Annotated in this window: 19 protein-coding genes; 13 read left to right on the forward strand and 6 right to left on the reverse strand. The window is 38.1% G+C overall.

Translation table 11 applies throughout. From position 1 onward, the window contains the following. Positions 1–315 precede the first annotated feature (315 nt). Entirely contained in the window at positions 316–1,341 is a 1,026-nt protein-coding gene (gene ruvB, locus WG906_RS02275) for a Holliday junction branch migration DNA helicase RuvB (RefSeq protein ID WP_339990896.1), read from the forward strand. Positions 1,342–1,403: 62 nt separating this feature from the next. Here the strand turns inward: ruvB and WG906_RS02280 are convergent, their stop codons facing one another. Together WG906_RS02280 and WG906_RS02285 are read right to left on the reverse strand one after the other, a co-directional pair. Beyond that, on the reverse strand, positions 1,404–2,294 hold the full coding sequence (locus WG906_RS02280; RefSeq protein WP_339990897.1) for an aldo/keto reductase: 891 nt from the start codon (positions 2,292–2,294) through the stop codon (positions 1,404–1,406). A 90-nt stretch (positions 2,295–2,384) separates the two neighbouring features. After that, positions 2,385–2,864 carry a hypothetical protein gene (locus WG906_RS02285; protein ID WP_339990898.1) on the reverse strand — a complete coding sequence of 160 codons (480 nt, stop codon included), beginning with the start codon at positions 2,862–2,864 and terminating at the stop codon, positions 2,385–2,387. A 47-nt stretch (positions 2,865–2,911) separates the two neighbouring features. On the opposite strand from WG906_RS02285, the gene WG906_RS02290 reads away from it, so the two are divergent. The 3 genes from WG906_RS02290 to WG906_RS02300 all read left to right on the forward strand — a co-directional run bounded on the left by WG906_RS02290 (position 2,912) and on the right by WG906_RS02300 (position 5,215). Next, entirely contained in the window at positions 2,912–3,811 is a 900-nt protein-coding gene (locus tag WG906_RS02290; RefSeq protein ID WP_339990899.1) for a LysR substrate-binding domain-containing protein, read from the forward strand. Positions 3,812–3,882: 71 nt separating this feature from the next. Continuing rightward, entirely contained in the window at positions 3,883–4,893 is a 1,011-nt protein-coding gene (locus WG906_RS02295) for an NAD(P)/FAD-dependent oxidoreductase (protein WP_339990900.1), read from the forward strand. Position 4,894: 1 nt separating this feature from the next. Further along, positions 4,895–5,215 (forward strand): 2Fe-2S iron-sulfur cluster-binding protein, encoded by a 321-nt coding sequence (locus WG906_RS02300; protein WP_339990901.1) that lies wholly within the window; start codon positions 4,895–4,897, stop codon positions 5,213–5,215. Between the two features lie 13 nt (positions 5,216–5,228). On the opposite strand, the gene WG906_RS02305 is transcribed toward WG906_RS02300, so the two are convergent. Beyond that, a complete protein-coding gene (locus WG906_RS02305; protein ID WP_339990902.1) occupies positions 5,229–5,978 on the reverse strand; it encodes a hypothetical protein in 750 nt (249 codons plus the stop codon). A 212-nt stretch (positions 5,979–6,190) separates the two neighbouring features. Between WG906_RS02305 and WG906_RS02310 the strand changes: the two genes are divergently transcribed. Continuing rightward, positions 6,191–7,630, forward strand: coding sequence for a M48 family metalloprotease (locus tag WG906_RS02310; RefSeq protein ID WP_339990903.1), 1,440 nt, complete (start codon positions 6,191–6,193; stop codon positions 7,628–7,630). 85 nt (positions 7,631–7,715) lie between these two features. On the opposite strand, the gene cynS is transcribed toward WG906_RS02310, so the two are convergent. Next, complete coding sequence (cynS, locus tag WG906_RS02315) at positions 7,716–8,159, reverse strand: cyanase (RefSeq protein ID WP_339990904.1); 444 nt, start codon at positions 8,157–8,159, stop codon at positions 7,716–7,718. 183 nt (positions 8,160–8,342) lie between these two features. Here cynS and WG906_RS02320 point away from each other — a divergent pair, with 183 nt between their 5' ends. Both WG906_RS02320 and WG906_RS02325 read left to right on the forward strand, forming a co-directional pair. After that, entirely contained in the window at positions 8,343–8,954 is a 612-nt protein-coding gene (locus WG906_RS02320) for a cupin domain-containing protein (RefSeq protein WP_339990905.1), read from the forward strand. Positions 8,955–9,040: 86 nt separating this feature from the next. After that, positions 9,041–9,337: a Dabb family protein gene (locus WG906_RS02325; RefSeq protein ID WP_339990906.1), complete on the forward strand. Its 297-nt coding sequence runs from the start codon at positions 9,041–9,043 to the stop codon at positions 9,335–9,337. Positions 9,338–9,427: 90 nt separating this feature from the next. On the opposite strand, the gene WG906_RS02330 is transcribed toward WG906_RS02325, so the two are convergent. Beyond that, positions 9,428–9,595, reverse strand: a complete 168-nt coding sequence (locus WG906_RS02330; RefSeq protein ID WP_339990907.1) for a hypothetical protein — start codon at positions 9,593–9,595, stop codon at positions 9,428–9,430. Between the two features lie 155 nt (positions 9,596–9,750). On the opposite strand from WG906_RS02330, the gene WG906_RS02335 reads away from it, so the two are divergent. From WG906_RS02335 to WG906_RS02355, 6 genes are all read left to right on the forward strand, one after another. Further along, positions 9,751–10,191 (forward strand): YceI family protein, encoded by a 441-nt coding sequence (locus WG906_RS02335; RefSeq protein ID WP_339990908.1) that lies wholly within the window; start codon positions 9,751–9,753, stop codon positions 10,189–10,191. Then, positions 10,188–10,430, forward strand: coding sequence for a YceI family protein (locus WG906_RS19390; RefSeq protein ID WP_431844458.1), 243 nt, complete (start codon positions 10,188–10,190; stop codon positions 10,428–10,430). The genes WG906_RS02335 and WG906_RS19390 overlap by 4 nt, the downstream gene beginning before the upstream one ends. 452 nt (positions 10,431–10,882) lie before the next feature. Next, complete coding sequence (locus WG906_RS02340; protein ID WP_339990909.1) at positions 10,883–12,028, forward strand: methionine aminotransferase; 1,146 nt, start codon at positions 10,883–10,885, stop codon at positions 12,026–12,028. Between the two features lie 26 nt (positions 12,029–12,054). Next, complete coding sequence (locus WG906_RS02345) at positions 12,055–12,834, forward strand: amidohydrolase (protein WP_339990910.1); 780 nt, start codon at positions 12,055–12,057, stop codon at positions 12,832–12,834. A gap of 118 nt (positions 12,835–12,952) precedes the next feature. Then, complete coding sequence (locus WG906_RS02350) at positions 12,953–15,400, forward strand: penicillin-binding protein 1A (protein ID WP_339990911.1); 2,448 nt, start codon at positions 12,953–12,955, stop codon at positions 15,398–15,400. A 76-nt stretch (positions 15,401–15,476) separates the two neighbouring features. Continuing rightward, on the forward strand, positions 15,477–18,638 hold the full coding sequence (locus WG906_RS02355; protein WP_339990912.1) for a tolB protein precursor: 3,162 nt from the start codon (positions 15,477–15,479) through the stop codon (positions 18,636–18,638). A gap of 44 nt (positions 18,639–18,682) precedes the next feature. Here WG906_RS02355 and WG906_RS02360 read toward each other — a convergent pair whose 3' ends face one another. Continuing rightward, complete coding sequence (locus WG906_RS02360; RefSeq protein WP_339990913.1) at positions 18,683–19,024, reverse strand: GIY-YIG nuclease family protein; 342 nt, start codon at positions 19,022–19,024, stop codon at positions 18,683–18,685. Positions 19,025–19,044: the final 20 nt, after the last annotated feature.

Consider the following 19,044-nt stretch of genomic DNA (forward strand, 5'->3'; position numbering starts at 1 on the left):
ACATCGTTTATTTAGGCGCTTCTAATAAAGCGTTTGTCATCTCGACGGCAGGAGAGATCCTAGGCAATACGGGTGTTAAAGCGAAATTCTTCCTGTCGGTCATTTCAAGTATAACGAGACTGCGCAAGCAAGCATGAATACCAAAATAGAATTTAAACTAATGAATAAATCTAAAGCAACATACTCAAGAGATCTCCTGCGTCGAGATGACAAGTCGCATTTGGTTAGACATTCACTGCTGGTACAGCGAGAGATCTTGTTAATACAACGCTAGAAAATTCTTTAAAACATAATCTGGAATCGTAATTTCGCCTTATGCTAAATGAGAATCTGGACCCAAATGCCGAAAGGCTTTCCTCTTCAGAACGGGAAATAGAAAAGGTACTTCGCCCCCAGGTATTTGAAGATTTTACCGGTCAGCATAAAATCCTTGAAAACTTAAAGATTTTCGTACAGGCAGCAAAGCTCAGAGGTGAAGCGCTGGATCATGTACTCTTACATGGCCCTCCTGGATTAGGTAAAACCACACTTTCCAACATTATTGCCAATGAGATGGGTGTGGGGATAAAAATAACTTCAGGGCCGGTATTAGATAAACCGGGCGATTTAGCCGGGCTATTAACCAATCTTGAAGCGGGCGACATATTATTTATCGATGAAATCCATCGCTTAAGTCCGCTGGTAGAAGAGTATCTGTATTCTGCCATGGAAGATTTTAAAATTGATATTATGATTGAAACCGGCCCCAATGCAAGGTCAGTCCAGATATCATTAAATCCATTCACTTTAATTGGCGCAACTACTCGCTCCGGCCTGCTTACCGCTCCATTACGTGCACGTTTTGGAATCAATTCGAGGTTACAATATTATGATGCGAAACTCTTAACAACCATCGTACTTCGTTCCTCCTCAATCTTAAGTACTCCAATCAGCGATGAAGGAGCTTACGAAATTGCCCGAAGAAGCCGTGGTACACCCCGTATTGCAAACGCCCTTTTACGCCGGACGCGGGATTTTGCACAGATTAAAGGGAACGGCAGCATTGATACGAAAATAGCGAAATATGCTTTGAATGCCCTTAATGTTGACGAGCACGGACTTGATGAAATGGATAACCGTATCCTGGTAGCCATCATCGATAAGTTTAAAGGGGGGCCCGTGGGCGTAAAAACAATAGCCACCGCGGTTGGCGAAGATGAAGGTACTATAGAAGAAGTTTATGAACCTTTTTTAATACAAGAAGGTTTTCTGATGCGAACATCACGAGGAAGAGAAGTTACTGAATTAGCCTATAAACATTTAGGACGGTTGAAACCCGGAGGCTCGCAAACTTTATTTTAATTTTGTCATCCCGACAAAAGAGAGATTATTTTCTCCCTTGTCGGGATGACGAAATCTTATTACTAAAACTCATCCCTTGATGCAGCGTACAATTCGTACCAGTCCTGCCTGTCGAGTTCAATATCAAAAGAATTGGCAATGTTTCGGATACGGTTCTCGTCTGTGGTACCAATCAAAGGTATAGCACCTAATTTAACAAGCCAGGCAACTGCCAGCGATTCAATATCCGCATTATATTTAGGACTTATCTCTTCAAGTTTTTTCCTAACCTTTACGGCCAGGCCATCAGTTCCGTTAGCAATACGACCTTCTGCCAGAGGTGCAGATACTAAAGGATGCATATACCGCTGCTTGATATAATCCATCTGCCCGTTTTGAAGAGCAGCAGTATTTAACAGATTAAGCTCAATATGATTGGTTACAATAGGCTTTTTTAAATAGGAGGCTAAAAGCTGATGTTGAAAAACAGAAAAATTGGCGACACCTATGTTCTTAATCTTACCCGACTCCTTTAGCTGGTCAAGAATTAAAGCAGTCTCCTCCAGGTTAGATATCGGATCAAGCTGGTTCAATAAAAAGATATCAATATAATCTGTCTTTAGTTTTCGTAAAGAATTATCCACGCTCTTTAAAATATGTTCTTTCGAGGTGTTGTAATGCTTTACTCTAATTTCAGAATTGCCTTCATTTGGAAGCAGCATTCCACATTTGGTAAACAAGACAATATCTTCTCTTTTGAAAGATTTTTTTGCCATTACTTCGCCAAAAAGTTCTTCACATTGATATGAGCCATAAACATCAGCATGATCGAATGTATTAATACCTAATTCCAGGCATAGGTTAATGATACTCTCCATCGTTGCAGATGTATTCCTCACTTCGTCCCAACGGTAAAAACCATATACCGCCGGTGATACTTTAGGGCCTGAATCGCTTAAATATATTTTCTCCATATCAGTGTTAAAATACAATTATCGCATTTAATGCAACAGCATAAAAATTAATTAGCTTTTTATTTCAAATGAGCGCAAAAAGAAATCAAATTATAGTACAGAAGCAAAAACAATTGAGATCGCGCAAACCATAAATATTAGCAGAGATGAAATATTAAAACTATTCCTCATACTCTTTTTGAACAGCAAATAAGCCACAAATCCATATAACGCACATAACAGCAAAAAAAAACCGTGAAAAACCGCCTTTTCAGCTGCGTAGTAGGAACGGATGGCTTCACCCGACAACAAAATCAGGTTTACAGATAAGGAATAAATTACATAAAAGGCAATTAATATCCAGCCTGTTTTTTTTATTCGCCAAAATAATGTAATGGCAACAAATGGCAGCAGAAAATTAACAAAGTAGAAGATAAACTGTGGACCTGAGTGAAAAATACTTTTAGAAATAGCTGTAGGCAGACCTTCAACCAGAATCAACCGGTAAAGTGCGAAACAGAATACCATTATACTTACTATAGTAATATTCTTGTCCGTTACAGGATGTTCTGTTTGATTATCTTCCGGCATATTCAAATTAACGTAAGAACTGATATATTTACATATTCAAGATTCTGATGATTTTCGATTTCCGCCTGAAAGTATTTCATACAGTTGCACACAAATTAAGCTTTACAAAAGCGGCTACAGAATTATTTATCTCTCAGCCAGCCATAACCAAACATATTCATGAATTAGAACAACAACTAGGTACAGCCTTATTTAAGCGAAACGGAAATACAATTTTACTTACTCCAGCCGGTGTAATTTTACTTCAGTACGCCGAAAAAATTTTCGAAACCTACAAAGCATTAGAAACAGAGCTTTCGCAATTAAATGATATTACAGGCGGTAATTTACGGATCGGTGCCAGTACTACCATCGCACAAAACATTCTCCCAAGAATTCTTGCGTTGTTTAAGAAATCTTATCCAGGCGTTTCATTTACTTTTGTTCAGGGCAATACAGATTCAATAACACTACAGGTAATCGCAGAAAAAATTGATATCGCCCTGGTTGAGGGGAGCTCCCATTTCCCGCAGGTTACCTACGAACCTTTTACCAAAGATGAAATCGTTTTAGTAACAAGGCCCGGCAGTAATTTGTCTAAACAATCAGAAATAACACCGAAAGAGTTGCTTAAAATCCCTCTCGTTCTTCGCGAACAGGGGTCAGGAACGCTTGATGTTGTTTTTAAAGCCCTTGCGCAAGTAAAGATCAATCCAAAGGATTTAAACGTTGAAACTACTTTTCAAAACAGCAGCAGTATTAAACAATATCTTGCGCATTCAGAAACGGCTGCATTTCTATCGATACAATCCGTCTTGAAAGAATTAAAATATAATGAACTGACCGTTATAGAGATTGAAAATCTTGATATTTTCAGAACTTTTCAGTTCATCCAACTGCATGGAAACTCTTCCAAACTAATTGATTTGTTTAAACGCTTCTGTAAGACCCATAACCTGAAGTTATAGTGGATTACCTTTTGTGATTTGTGCCGGGCTTTACATAGATCCATATTTGTAGGGAAGAAACCCTTACAATTATGGAACATATTAAAACAGATATTTGCATTATAGGCGCCGGACCGGTTGGACTTTTCGCAGTATTTGAGGCCGGTTTACTAAAAATGCGCTGCCACTTAATTGATGTTTTACCACAGGTTGGCGGACAACTTTCAGAGATATATCCTCAAAAACCGATTTATGACATTCCCGGGTTCCCGGTAGTAAATGCCCAGGACCTTGTCAATGGATTAATGGATCAGATTGCGACTTTTAAACCAAGCTTTTCTCTTGGAGAACGGGTTGATCATCTTGAACGCCTTGAGGATGGTTCTTTTATTGTTCGCACCAACGAAAATACCGAAGTGCATAGTAAGGCAGTTGTAATTGCCGGCGGACTGGGATGCTTTGAACCTCGTAAACCAGCTATCGAAGGTTTAGAGCAATATGAAGGGAAAGGTGTTTCGTACATGGTTAGAAACCCGGAATTATTCAGAGATAAAAAACTGGTATTATCCGGTGGTGGAGACTCTGCCTTAGACTGGACCATTTTCCTTTCTGAAGTAGCTTCAGAAATTACCCTGGTGCACCGTGGCGACACCTTCAGGGGGGCTCCTGATTCTGCGGAAAAGGTATTTGAACTGGCAAAAGATGGTAAGATAAATCTTGTTCTTCAATCTCACATCACTGCAATACACGGTAATGGACACCTAAAAGAAGTAACTATCCAGGGCAAGAATAATGATGTTTCTACATTAGAAACCGACTATTTAATCCCTCTGTTTGGACTAACACCTAAGCTTGGGCCAATTGCAGAATGGGGATTAAATATTGACAAATCGGCAATCGAAGTGAACACCGTGGACTATTCCACGAATATTGATGGAATTTTTGCGATAGGCGATATCAATACTTATCCGGGTAAACTAAAATTAATCCTTTGCGGATTTCATGAAGCAGCTTTAATGGCTCAAGGGGCTTTCAGATTTGTATATCCTGATCAAAAATTGAGTTTTAAATATACCACCGTTTACGGAGTAAATACATTTTGATATGATTAATATTACTGTTGAAAATAAAGACGGCGACATTCAGATCATTGAAATTCCTGAAGGAATCAATCTGAATTTAATGGAAACTTTAAAGGCATATGAATATAACATCAGGGCAACCTGTGGTGGCATGGCGCTTTGTTCCGACTGCCATTGCCAGGTGCAGGACGGGTGGGAAAAACTCTCGGGTGCGCAGGAACAGGAATTAATTACCCTTGATTCACGCCCGGATGCAACAGATAGCAGCAGACTGGCATGCCAGATAAAAATAAGTCCTGAAATTAATGGCCTGTCGATTAAGCTTATAGGTGAAGGCGATTAAAGAGCAAATGATATCATTTGCTCAAATTCATACCACCTACATTAACAACAAATCCTAAGCTGAATACTGAATTACCGGCAGTAAGATATTTACGGTTTTTTAAACCAAAATTACTTCCTGTAGTGTATTGCAACTGAAAAGCATCGCTTAAACGCATGCGGGTAAAAAAAATCGGTTCAATAAAAATATTATCCTCTTTAGGCTGATCAATATTATTAATCTTGAAATCTTTCATATTAAGATAACTGCCCCTTATTGCTGTACCATAGTTTAAAGGAATGCGCTTACCAAACAAGCGAACCCCTCTTTCCTTTCTAGAGCTGTAATTCACCTGCAAAAAACCCTTACTAAACATCATTTCCTGTCGCTCAGAACTTATGAGAGCACCATTCGATGCAAAATCACTGTAAATCCGCTCGCTCTTCCCGCGGCCAAGGCCCGCGTAAATTTCCAGTATTCTATTATCATCAGGCCCGAAAGTACTAAAGTACCCCCCTCCTATCTCCAGCATATTTTGCCTATAATCTTTCTTGTTCTGATCCCGGTTAATGAATGCGCCATTCAGAATAACTCCAAAATTACTTGATACAGCATAAGCCGTGTTTAAACTTGCATTTCCTCTGAGTGACAGATTACCGCTGGCATGAAGCTCCCCCTGCTGGCTGAGCATTGGAGTGTTTGGCACATTGGGCATATATAAAGAGGTGCAGCTGCTGGATAAAATAGAAAAAATAATGGCTATACTTAAAACGTGTTTATTCATAATTCTTGCCTGCTCTAAAACTACAGGTTAATACATTTAATATGTGAAAGCGCAAAAAAACAACAACTGACTTGATAACAGGTTTAATTGCCATTTATTATTTATATGCTAAAGAAAAAAAATTTCCACCACAAAAAGAGATTTTGGCCTGAATATTGAACATATAATTAACTATAGATATATAGAAGAAAACAATCAGTTAAACTACTATTATGAAAAGCTATTTTTTAATTCCGTTTATGATGGCAACTATGTTGCTGATGAACACCTGTGCAGTAAATCCGGTGACCGGAAAAAAGCAGGTGGTGTTAATGTCTGAAGCTCAGGAAATAGCTATAGGTCAGGAAGCAGATCCCCAAATAATAGCGCAGTATGGCTTATATGAGGACAAAGCGTTACAAGATTTCATTAATCAGAAAGGTAAAGCTATGGCGGCTATATCCCACAGGCCAAACTTAAATTACCAATTCCGGATCGTCGATTCTGAAGTTATTAATGCCTTTGCTGTACCCGGAGGATATGTATATTTTACAAGAGGTATAATGGCTCATTTTAACGACGAAGCTCAGTTTGCAGGAGTTTTAGGTCATGAAATAGGACACATTACTGCCCGCCATTCGGTTGTACAGCAAAGAAATGCGATGCTGGGACAGGTGGGCCTAATTGCGGGCATGATTATTTCTCCTGAATTTGGCCAGTTTGCTCAACAAGCCTCGCAAGGCCTTGGACTATTGTTTTTAAAATTCGGCCGTGATGATGAAAGACAATCGGATGAATTAGGAGTGGAATATTCCTCCAAAATCGGTTATGATGCTCATCATATGGCAGACTTCTTCACAACGTTAGAAAGAAGTTCAGCAAGAAGCGGGGCTGAAGAATTACCTGATTTCCTGTCATCTCATCCAAATCCTGGCAGCCGGAATATCACTGTTAATAAATTAGCAACTGAATGGAACCAGAAACTGAGCCTTACTAATCCACAAGTTAATCGCAACACTTACCTTAAACGTATCGACGGCTTAATTTATGGCGAAGACCCCAAACAAGGTTTTGTTGAGAATAATGCCTTTTATCATCCGGTATTAAAATTCCAGTTTCAAATTCCTACCGGGTGGAAGCATCAAAATTCGCCTCAAACCTTTCAAATGGCACCTTCAAATGGAAAAGCTATGATGATGCTGACCATGGCCCCGGGTAAATCATTGCAGGAAGCAGCAAGCGCTGTGGTGCAACAAAATAGTTTAACTGTTGTAGACTCAAGAGAAACCACTGTCAATGGATTAAGAGCTATAGCTATGGTTGCCGATCAAAAACAAGAGCAAGGCACTTTGAGAACGTTGTCTTACCTCATACAACATGGCGAGAACATTTACCTGATGCTTGGAGTAACCAGCGCTGCAGATTTTAATAACTACGGCCAATATTTCACAAACTCTATGCAAAGCTTTAAACCGTTAACGGATGCCGCAAAACTGAATAAAAAACCAGACAGGATACATATTAAAACGGTAAAACAAGCAAGCACCTTAGATCAGGCATTACGTAGCTTTAATATGCCGTCGGCAAAATTAGAAGAACTTGCTATTTTGAATGGGATGAAATTAACAGACAGATTAACAGCAGGAACTCTGATAAAGGTTGTTGAACAATAAATTATATTTGTACATTGAAAGACGATCATAGAGCGTAAACTCCTTTCAACTCTATGATCGTCTTTTTATATAAATCGTATTTAACTTACCACTTTTTATAAGGCAAAAACTTACCATCCATAGTAATTTTCACCCTGTCGCCATTAGGATTTTCTAATTTTTCAATATTCATTGTAAAATCAATTGCACTCATTATCCCATCACCCATTTTTTCATGAATTACCGCCTTCATGGATTCTCCATAGATAAGAACAATTTCATACAGCCTGTAAATTAAAGGATCCGTAGGGGGCATAACACTTTCGCTGCCTTTTGAAGGAAATTTTTGCAAGGCAAGTTCAGCCTCCTGAGGTAATCCTAAGAGTTGTACAACAGATTTCGCTTCAGCGGTATCCATTGAATTCTGGCCGAATAAGGCAGAAGCCGTCCACACCACATTTCGATTAATTTGGTCTGCTAATTGCTGAAATGTGATTGATTTACTTTGCATGGCCTCAATAATCAAGGCTGTCGATTGCTCTTTAGTCATAATTCTGAATAAATAATTAAAAAATTAGTAACAAATCAAATAAAAACAACTAAAAATATCAATAAATAAGCTATTTATCAACGACAAATGAAATTATAATTTTTACTTAAAAGGTTATAACTTTGAGTAAGGAAACAGAGGCAATTCTTTGAGTATTCAACACAAGCAAAAAACCGATGATGAATGAAAGATTATAAGTACTATATCGATTCAGGCTTATTGGATTTATATGTAATGGGGCAGACAACACCCGAAGAGAGCCAGGCAATTGAGCAAATTGCGGTATCCGATCCAGATTTCCGGAAAGAGATCTCAACTATAGAACGTTCCCTCGAAAATTATGCAAAAATTCATGAGGTAGAACCGAATCCGCTTATCAGGCCGTTTTTGATGGCAACTATTGATTTTTCCGACAGGATGCAAAGTGGTGAAATGCTCTCTTTCCCACCTGTATTGAACGAAAGTTCAAAAATCGATGATTTTTCGGAATGGTTGAATCGCGAAGACATGATATTGCCTGAACAATTTGACGATGTTTATGCAAAAATTCTGAGCTATAGCCCGCAAATAATAACCGCCATCGTATGGATTAAAGAAATGGCTCCTCAGGAGGTGCACGATCATGAGTTTGAAAAATTTCTTATAGTTGAAGGAACGTGCGACATTACTATTGAAAATTCGGTATATCAGTTAGTTCCAGGCGACTATCTGTCAATTCCTCTTTACAAATCTCATTTTGTAACTGTAACTTCAGAAATTCCCTGTAAAGTAATTTTACAAAGAGTAGCAGCATAACCTTTAATAGATTGACCTCGCTTAATTAAATTTCCGCTCTAAAATAACAGCCTTTCTGATATATTTGCTCCCTTAATATATCGAACATGCTTACACACCATGTATTATTCTGGCTTAAAGCCGATACATCCGAAGAAACAAAACAAGCTTTCAGGGCAGGTCTAGATTCTCTGCAAAACATTGAATCAATCAGATCAATTTATATTGGTACCCCTGCTCCCATAGAAAGACCGGTAGTTGACACAACATATTCTTTTTCTTTATTGATCGTTTTTGATGATCTGGCTGGTCATGACATTTATCAGGTTCATCCATTGCACAAAACATTTCTGGATAATTTCAGATCATTATTTGAAAAAGTGGTCATTTATGACGCAAGGTAGATTTATCTGAAATTTGAAAAAATTTTCATAAATCACTTTCATAAAAATCCTTAATCGTATTCAGGATTTTATCACTGCCAAAGGGTTTAATTATAAACCTTTAATATTTTTATATTGATGAGATTTTTCCTGGTCAAGAGAACTGATTGAAGAACTTACAATGTAAATAGTAATAGGTTTCGGTAAAATTAATGCACTATACTCATCCAGAAATTGCCAGCCATCAATAAAAGGCATTTCTATATCCAGGAAAATCAAGTCGGGTAAATTCTGAGATTTAGTCTGGTTTTGTGCAAAAAAATCCCGTCATAAAATTGTAGCAATTTACCGGGGATTCCTGATTTCTCTAAAATCCTTCGGGTTAAAATTGTATTTGTTAAATGACATAGTTTATACACCATAATTATTTAACTATGAAATGTCGAAGATTGTTATCCATTTTTCTCTTTTCAATTTCTGTTGCTTTTTTTGCTTGTAACAATGCTCCAAAAGGCGATAAGGTCAAAATCTCCGATGCGGAACATTCAGAATCTATAGAAGAAGGTCAATCCTATACAGTGGATACTACTATTTCAAGAATCAGCTTTACAGGATATGGTGTAGGAAAAAATCATCCTGGCAATTTCCATTTAAGTTCCGGGCATATCACCATTTCAAAAAAACAAATATCAGGCGGTAAATTTTCAATTAATATTAAGTCCATTGAGCTTGAACAAGAAGACGACATGATTCAGAAAAAACTAAAACCCCACCTTTTAAGCGGCGATTTTTTTGACGCAGAAAAATTTGGAACAGCACAATTTGAAATAACAAAAGTAAAACCTTATAAAGCTGCGAAACTGGTGTTTCAATAACAGAGGGAGCCAATTTTAACATAAGCGGCAATTTAACTTTAAAAAATGTCGTTAAAAATATCACCTTCCCGGCCAGAATCGATCTGAATGAAAATGAATTAAGAGCTAAGGCTAATTTTGACATAGACCGCCGTCAATGGCAAATAAATTTCAGAAGTGATAAGAGTTTAGGTGATAAATTTATTTCTGAAACTGTAAATATCAATCTGGATATTCTGGCCAAAAAACAAACTCATTAAAATACAGAAAGTTATACAATTTTGAAAATAATTCATCTTTTTACTGCAACATCTTAGTATCAATTAAAGTATAACAACCGTCCTTCCCAAAAGGACATTTTCATAGGTAGATGTAGGGTTGGATCTGATCCAACCCTTTTTTATTTCACAAGGACTGATGTCTTTTATTTTCGCGCTTTTAATGACGAAAATTCTATTGTTATTCACTTATTTATTGGAAAAAATCGCTTAATTTATCCCCTGGAAAGAACAGTTAACAGGTACAATAATAGCTGGCTTTCCGGCGGATCTATTTACCTATTTTCAGTAGTCTATTTTGGAAACATTCAAATCCATACCATCCTTTCTCCACTTGAGTTTAATATATGCGCCGAATTGCATTTTTTGACTGAACGAGGAGAGACATAACTGATTTAAACTTTAAAGAAATTTGCAATTACTAATTTTGCCCAATGATTCATTTAAACTCTAAACTTCCAAATGTCGGCACTACAATATTTTCTGTGATGTCTAAATTGGCTGCGGACCACAATGCTATAAATCTGTCTCAGGGCTTCCCGGATTTTGAAGGACCTGCTGAACTTAAAGAACTAACACACAAATACATGCTTGAGGGGAAAAACCAATATGCACCTATGGGTGGTGTTCCGGTTTTAAACGAAAGAATATCAGAAAAAGTAAACAACTTATATGGTGCTGTATATGATCCTGAAAAGGAGGTCACCATTACGGCTGGTGGCACACAGGCAATTTTCACAGCTTTAGCGTCAACCATTAATGCCGGTGATGAAGTTGTTATTTTTGAGCCCGCGTATGATTCTTATGCTCCCTCGGTAAAGCTTTTGGGTGGCTTGGTTAAACCACTCGAACTTTCTCCTCCCGACTACAAAATTGACTGGAACATGGTGAAGAAGCTTATTACAAACCGCACGAAAATGATCATTCTTAATTCGCCTCAGAACCCAACAGCAACGATACTAAAACAGGAAGACATTAACCATTTGATAACCATTACAAAAGGTACAGATATATTAATTCTGAGTGATGAAGTTTATGAGCATATGGTTTATGACGGATATGAGCATTTAAGTATGGCGAAGTTTCCTGAGTTACGCGAAAGATGCTTCATCACTACATCATTTGGCAAGCTTTTCCATAATACAGGGTGGAAAATTGGCTATTGTCTGGCACCAGAATTTCTAATGAACGAATTTCGTAAAATTCATCAGTACCTGATTTTCAGTGTTAACACCCCTATGCAATATGCAATAGCCGACATGCTGAGGCAAAATGATTATTACACCTCTTTAAATCAGTTTTTTGATGAGAAACGAAAGTTTTTCAGAGAATTATTACAACAAACACGTTTTCAACTATTACCTTGTGAGGGATCGTATTTTCAATGTGTAGGAATAAGAGGAATAACTAATGAAAATGATGTTGAATTTGCCAAGCGATTGACAAAAGAGTTTGGCGTAGCATCTATTCCAACTTCGGCGTTCTACTCAAAATCAACAGATTTTGGAGTAATAAGATTTTGCTTTGCTAAAAAGCAAGAAACTTTAGAAAATGCCGTTGAGAGATTAACTAAAGTTTAATTTATATTCATTAAGACAACTAATTAATGAGCGCATTAAAAATTACCACATTTCAGGCATATCTTTTTTGGGAAAATATTGAAAAAAATCTCAAAAACCTTGCCTTACGCCTATCCGGTATCCGAGAAAAAACCGACTTGATTGTACTTCCTGAAATGTTTAACACAGGATTTTCTATGAATACCGTAGAGTTGGCCGAGGAAATGAATGGTCTTACTATGCAATGGATGCTTCAGCAGGCAAAACGCTTTGAAAGCGTAGTTACCGGAAGCCTTATTATCAAAGAAAAAAACAAATATTACAACCGCTTAATTTGGATGCGCCCTGACGGCACCTTCGAAAAATACGACAAAAGGCATCTTTTCGGGATTGGTAAAGAGGACGATTTTTATACTGCAGGTAAAGATAAATTGATAGTTGAATTAAATGGCTGGAAGATTTGTCCAGTTATTTGCTATGACCTCCGTTTTCCCGTGTGGTTAAGAAATAAAGACCCGGAGTATGATTTATTACTGATCGTAGCAAACTGGCCGGAGCGGCGCTCGTTACACTGGCGGACGCTTATTCCCGCACGTGCGGTCGAAAACCTTTCATTTGTTGTTGGAGTAAATCGGGTAGGTCACGATGGTAACGAAATTTATCATTCCGGAGACTCTATGTGCATTGACCCTAATGGTAAAACAGTTTACTACAAACCGAACGATGAGGATCTTTATACATTTTCAATTTCAAAAGATGAAGTAGTAAAAGCCAGGCGGCTATTTCCGTTCTTAAAAGACGCGGATAACTTTAAGATTTTGGATTAGAAATTTAACCGAAAACCTGTTAGAGATAATTTTTATAGTTTCAATCTTTTCTAAGTTTGTCTTGTTAAGCTTATATTCAACCCATACCTGATAATTATCATAGCCGTTATTAAAGAAAATGTTCAAAGAAATCGGGAATAAACCCCTCAGATACTTCATCATAGCCATCTACTTTTTAATTATACTTTTTTGTGCCATCGAAATAAATTTCCTTTATCTGTTTGGTTACTCTCCAACCTACAGGGATATCAAAACGCCTAATATGCGGATTGCATCAGAACTTTATACCGCAGATGGAAAACTTATCGGAAGATATTATAAAGAAAACCGTACTCCTATAGATTTTAAGCAAATTACCCAGGGTACAATTAATGCCCTTGTTGCAACAGAAGATGCACGTTTTTACAATCATTACGGAGTCGATATATATTCAGTCTTCTCCAGTGCAGCTTCTACTTTCACAGGTGACAAGCGCGGCGGAAGTACAATTACCCAGCAACTTGCAAAGAATCTTTATCGAACCCGGAACAATAAACAACAAGGTTTTATAAAACATATTCCCCTCGCGAGAACATTAGTATACAAATTAAAAGAATGGACAACTGCTCTGAAACTGGAGCATCAATATTCTAAAAATGAAATACTTACAATGTATTTCAATACCGTAACCTTTGGTAGCAATACGTATGGTTTAAAAACCGCGGCGAAAAAATATTTCAATAAAGAGCCCGAAAAACTTGACATCCAGCATTCTGCTATGCTTGTTGGGATGTTAAAGGCTACTACAACGTATAATCCTGATAATAATCCTGAAAAAACTCTTGAACGACGTAATGTTGTATTGTCTCAGATGGAGAAGTATAATTACATTTCTAAACAAGAATTTGAGAGGTATAAATCAAGACCTCTTGGCCTTACCAAAGGAGAAGTGGTTGAAGATAACCGTGGCGATTCTTACCTGCGTTCTGCTGTTTCCAGGTACCTTGAAGACTGGTGCGAATCGAACGGATATGACCTTTACGAATCAGGATTAAAAATATATACAACTATTGATTCAAAACTCCAGCAATATGCTGAAGAAGCGATGAAGGAACAGATGAAAATTCTCCAGCAACGTTTGAATAATGCGTGGGGAGATCAGAACCCATGGAGAGATTCGAATGGTGACGAGATTAAAGATTTTCCCGAGAAAGCGGCCCAGCGACTTCCGGTATATTCTTATCTTAAAAAGAAATATAACAACAACCAGGACTCTATAAACTACTATCTGAATAAGCCTAAAAAGATGAAAATTTTTAGCTGGAATGGTGATAAAGAGGTTGAATATTCTACTATCGACTCCATTAAGTATTATGCCAAAATACTTAATACAGGTATGATGACCATGGACCCAATGAACGGGCACATTAAAGTTTGGGTTGGAGGAGTGGATTTTGATCACTTCAATTTTGATCACGTAAATCAGGCCAAACGTCAGGCAGGTTCAACCTTTAAGCCATTCGCCTACCTTGCAGCATTAGAAAGCGGAATGAGTCCCTGCGACAAATTTGTAGATAAACCCGTAAAAATTGAATACGATGAAAACAATACGACATTGTATTGGGAACCAAAAAATGCTGATTATAATTTCACAGGAAGGGAGATGACGTTAAGGCATGCCATGGGACGCTCTGTAAATTCTGTTACTGCACAAATCACCCAACAGGTTGGCTGGGATAATGTAGTTAAATACGCCCACGAATGCGGCATTGAAAGCAAATTAAAATCCGTGCCTTCGGTTAGCCTGGGATCAAACGATGTTTCAGTTTACGAAATGGTTAAGGCCTATGGTACTTTTTTGAATAATGGAAAAAAGACAGAACCAATATTGGTTTATAAAATTACAGATAACGAAGGCCATGTACTGGAAGAATTTAAAGCGAAACAAAAGCAGGTAATCAGTGAAGAAATTGCGTGGTTAATGCTCTACATGTTCCGCGGGGGTATGGACGAACCAGGCGGAACTTCTCAGGCTCTATGGGAATGGGATCTTTGGAAAAAAGGCAATCAGATCGGAGGAAAAACCGGAACATCATCTGATTACGTAGATGGTTGGTATATGGGTATCACTAAAGATTTGGTTACTGGCATATGGGTTGGCTGCGATGAAAGAAGCGTGCATTTCAGATCATCCGGAACGGGAGAAGGCTCACATACAGCTTTGCCTATTTTTGGAAGGTTTATGGAAAAGGTTTACCACGATCCTTCAACCGGTTATACCTATGGTCCTTTTCCTAAACCTACGGTTGATATTACCAGAGAATACAACTGTCAAACAGTAATAATACCTTCAGATACCTTAACTGTTGATACTACTATGACCGATTCATTGATGGTACCTGAAGAATCAGAAGTTGAAGAGCCGGCTGATTCTGCGTTTCAGAACAAGCCCTACCAGAAACCATCTGACAATAAACCTAGTACACCGACGAATCCGACTCAACCACAAATAAAGACAGAGCCACAAACGAACAGAGAAAAAAGACAGGAAGCCAGGCGTCAAAGACGAGAAGAACAAAACAATTAATTAATTTTTTTAATTATATACTACTCTGTAGCATTACGAATTAAATAACCGTATTTTAGATTATAAATGGTTTTATATGACTAACCTGGACTCTTTTAGGGAAAAAGCACTAAAAATTTGCCTTGCCCTTATCATAATTTTTATTGCGGGCTCCCTTCCAGCAAATGCGCAATATTTTGGTCAGAATCTTGTTCGCTACAAGAATCTAAAATTTAAAGTTAATCAGTCACGGCACTTTGAGTTATACGATTATTTAAAAAATGATAGCATAACCACGCGGTTTTTACAGGAGTCGGAAGTTTGGTATGATTTACATCAGCAAGTATTCAGAGATACATTCTCAAAAAGAAACCCAATAATTTTATATGAAAACCACCCTGATTTTCAATCTACAACGGCTATCTCAGGCGGTGTGGGTGTTGGAACGGGCGGTGTTACTGAAGGTTTGAAAAACCGTGTTGTCATGCCCTTAATGTCGCTGAATCATCAAACGCGGCATGTACTGGGTCATGAGCTCGTTCATGCGTTTCAATATCATTCCCTTATAGAAGGCGATTCAACAAATCTTGAAAATATAGGTAATCTACCCTTATGGATGGTCGAAGGGATGGCCGAATATTTATCTATCGGAAAAGTAGATGCATTCACCGGGATGTGGATGCGTGATGCATACCTTAACAAAGACATTCCAACTCTTAGAGATCTGACCACCAATAACAGATATTTCCCATACAGATACGGGCAGGCTTTCTGGACATACATTGGCTCAACCTACGGTGATACTATTATTGTCCCTCTTTTTAAAGCCACAGCCAAATATGGATATGAAATGGCTATCAGAAGAACATTCGGATACGATGAGAAAACCTTATCGAATTTATGGAGAACCAGCATTGAAAACACCTACAAACCTCTCCTAAAAGACACTTCTCAGGTTCCGATCGGGAAAAATGTACTTAACTCAACCAATGCCGGAGAGATGAACGTTGCACCGGCAGTATCTCCTGATGGAAAATATATTGCCTTTTTATCTGAAAAGGAATTACTCAGTATCGACCTGTTTCTCGCAGATGCACAAACGGGGAAAATCATCCGAAAGCTCACAAGCAAAGCTACAAACACCCATATAGATGAATTTAGTTTTATAGAATCTGCCGGTGCATGGTCACCCGATAGCCGAAGATTTGCTTTCAGTGCGTTTAGCAGTGGCCGGACAAAACTTTTCGTCGTAGACGTCACTAATGGGAGGAATCAATTAGTCGAATCTATGGGCGATGTTGGCGAGTTCAGCAACTTAAGTTTTGCCCCTAACGGAGAGGAAATTGCTTTTACAGGATTAAAAAACGGTTATAGCGATTTGTTCATTTATAATCTCCGCACTAAAAAATTAACCCAGCTTACCAATGACAAGTATTCAGATTATGCCCCTAGCTTCTCTCCTGATGGGCGTTCTCTGGTGTTTACAAGTGACAGAACCACATTAGATGCTGCTTCTAACAGGAGTGTTGAAATAACTCACTCCTTGGCAATTATGGATCTGTCTACAAAACAAATAAAAAATGTGCCGGTATTTGAGGGTGCCAATAATATGAATCCTCAATTTTCCGGAAACAGTCAGCAGATCTATTTCCTGTCTAACAGAGACGGATTCAGAAACATGTACAGGTATACACTTTCTAGCGGAAAAACAGAACAGCTAACAGATTATTTTACTGGAATAAGCGGAATAACCGAATATTCACCGGCTCTTAGCCTGTCTCTTAAAGATGACGTAGTTTATTCCTATTACAGAGCTCAAAAGTATACCATTTATAACGCGAAAGCCACCGATTTTAAAGCAGTCGAAGTATCTCCAACTGCAATAAATTTTGATGCGGCAATTCTGCCTCCCGTGAAAAGCACAGGGGTTGATTTAATAAATGCCAACCTCGATAACTTCGAACGTTTTGAAACCATTGCTCCTGAATCTATTAAACAAGTTCCTTACAGACCTCAATTTAAACTGGATTACCTTTCCAGCAATGGAGTTGGAGCTCAGGTTGGCCGCTTAGGAACTGGACTTTCAAGTGGAGTCCAGGGAATTTTCAGCGATATTCTGGGTGGAAATCAAATACAGGCAGCGGCAGCAGTAAACGGGGAAATATATGACTTCGGCGGACAGGTAGCTTACATCAACCAACAAACACGTGTTAACTGGGGTGCCGCGGTATCACACATTCCCTATGTGTCGGGTTTCTCAAATGCGTCTATAGAAGATGACCCTAATGTTGGACAGGTTTATGTCGAGAACTACGATATATTGAGAACCTTTGAAGATCAGGTACAGGCATTTAGTTCATATCCTTTCTCCAGAATCTCGCGTTTCGAACTTGGAACCGGAATTTCAAGATATAGTTACCGCCTGGACCGATACAGTAATGTTTATGAGTATTTTGGGGGAAATACTATAGGTCGTCAGTTTGCAGCCGATAAGAGAAAAGTATCAAGAGAAGAAGCAGCAGAAGATTACCGTGCTTACGGTATAGATTTTAAACCCTTTACAATTTATCAATTAAATGGAGCTTTTGTTGGGGACAACTCTTTGATGGGTATTACTTCTCCCCTGGCGGGATTTCGTTACCGGTTTGGTGCAGAAAGTTATTTAGGCGATTATAGCTTCACAGCAGTAACTGCAGATTTTCGTAAATATCATCGTATTAAACCAGTAACTTTTGCGGTTAGAGCTTATAGTTATTCCCGCTTAGGAAAAGATCAGAATAGATTATACCCTTTATTTATCGGCTACCCGTATTTTGTCCGCGGATATGAGGCAAATTCTTTTTACAAAAGAGGAACTGCCATTAATACACCAGGGCAATTTAGCTTAAGCCAATTAACTGGTTCAAAGATAGCTGTTTTTAACTTTGAAGTAAGACTGCCCTTTACCGGACCCAAGCGCTTATCTGCTATCGAATCAAAATTCTTGTTCTCTGATTTAAATGCCTTCTTTGATGTTGGCCTGGCCTATGATCAGGATTCAAAGGTAACTTTCAGATCTCAGCCACGCACCTATTCAGGGTTTAATGTGCAAGATGGTTCAAATACTGTAACAGAACGTATTCCGGCCATGAGTGCAGGCTTATCGTTACGGGTAAATGTATTTGGATATTTTATTCTTGAACCATATGCTGCTATACCTTTTCAGCGTAAAGATGTTAGCGGACCTGTATTTGGTTTGACATTTGCACCCGGATGGTAATACTAAAAAAAGAATAAAAAAAGCGGCTCTGGTCGCTTTTTTTATTACATCACATTAATTCTTTTATCAACCCGGATAAAAGGATGTATTAATATTTTCTCAAAGTCAAGACCAATACTTAAATCCAGCCAATCCGGATTTACCGCTCTAACTAATTTTTCCTTTTGAGCCCTGGTAAATTTGCTGATTAAATTAAACCTTTGTACCGCCGCCTCTTCAGTTTTCATCTCCTCAAAATAAATCAGCCTTGTTAATTGCTGCGCCGAATCAAAAAACAGGCTGGGCATTTGGCGATAAAAATTTACGGTCTTTAAAAGATCTGCACTCATACCTACATGTAATGACGTACGATTGCGGTCGGTAACAATAAACACATATCTTTTCATATCTTTTTCTTGAGTATTAA

Source organism: Pedobacter superstes (genome assembly GCF_037622515.1).
Lineage (GTDB): Bacteria > Bacteroidota > Bacteroidia > Sphingobacteriales > Sphingobacteriaceae > Paradesertivirga > Paradesertivirga superstes.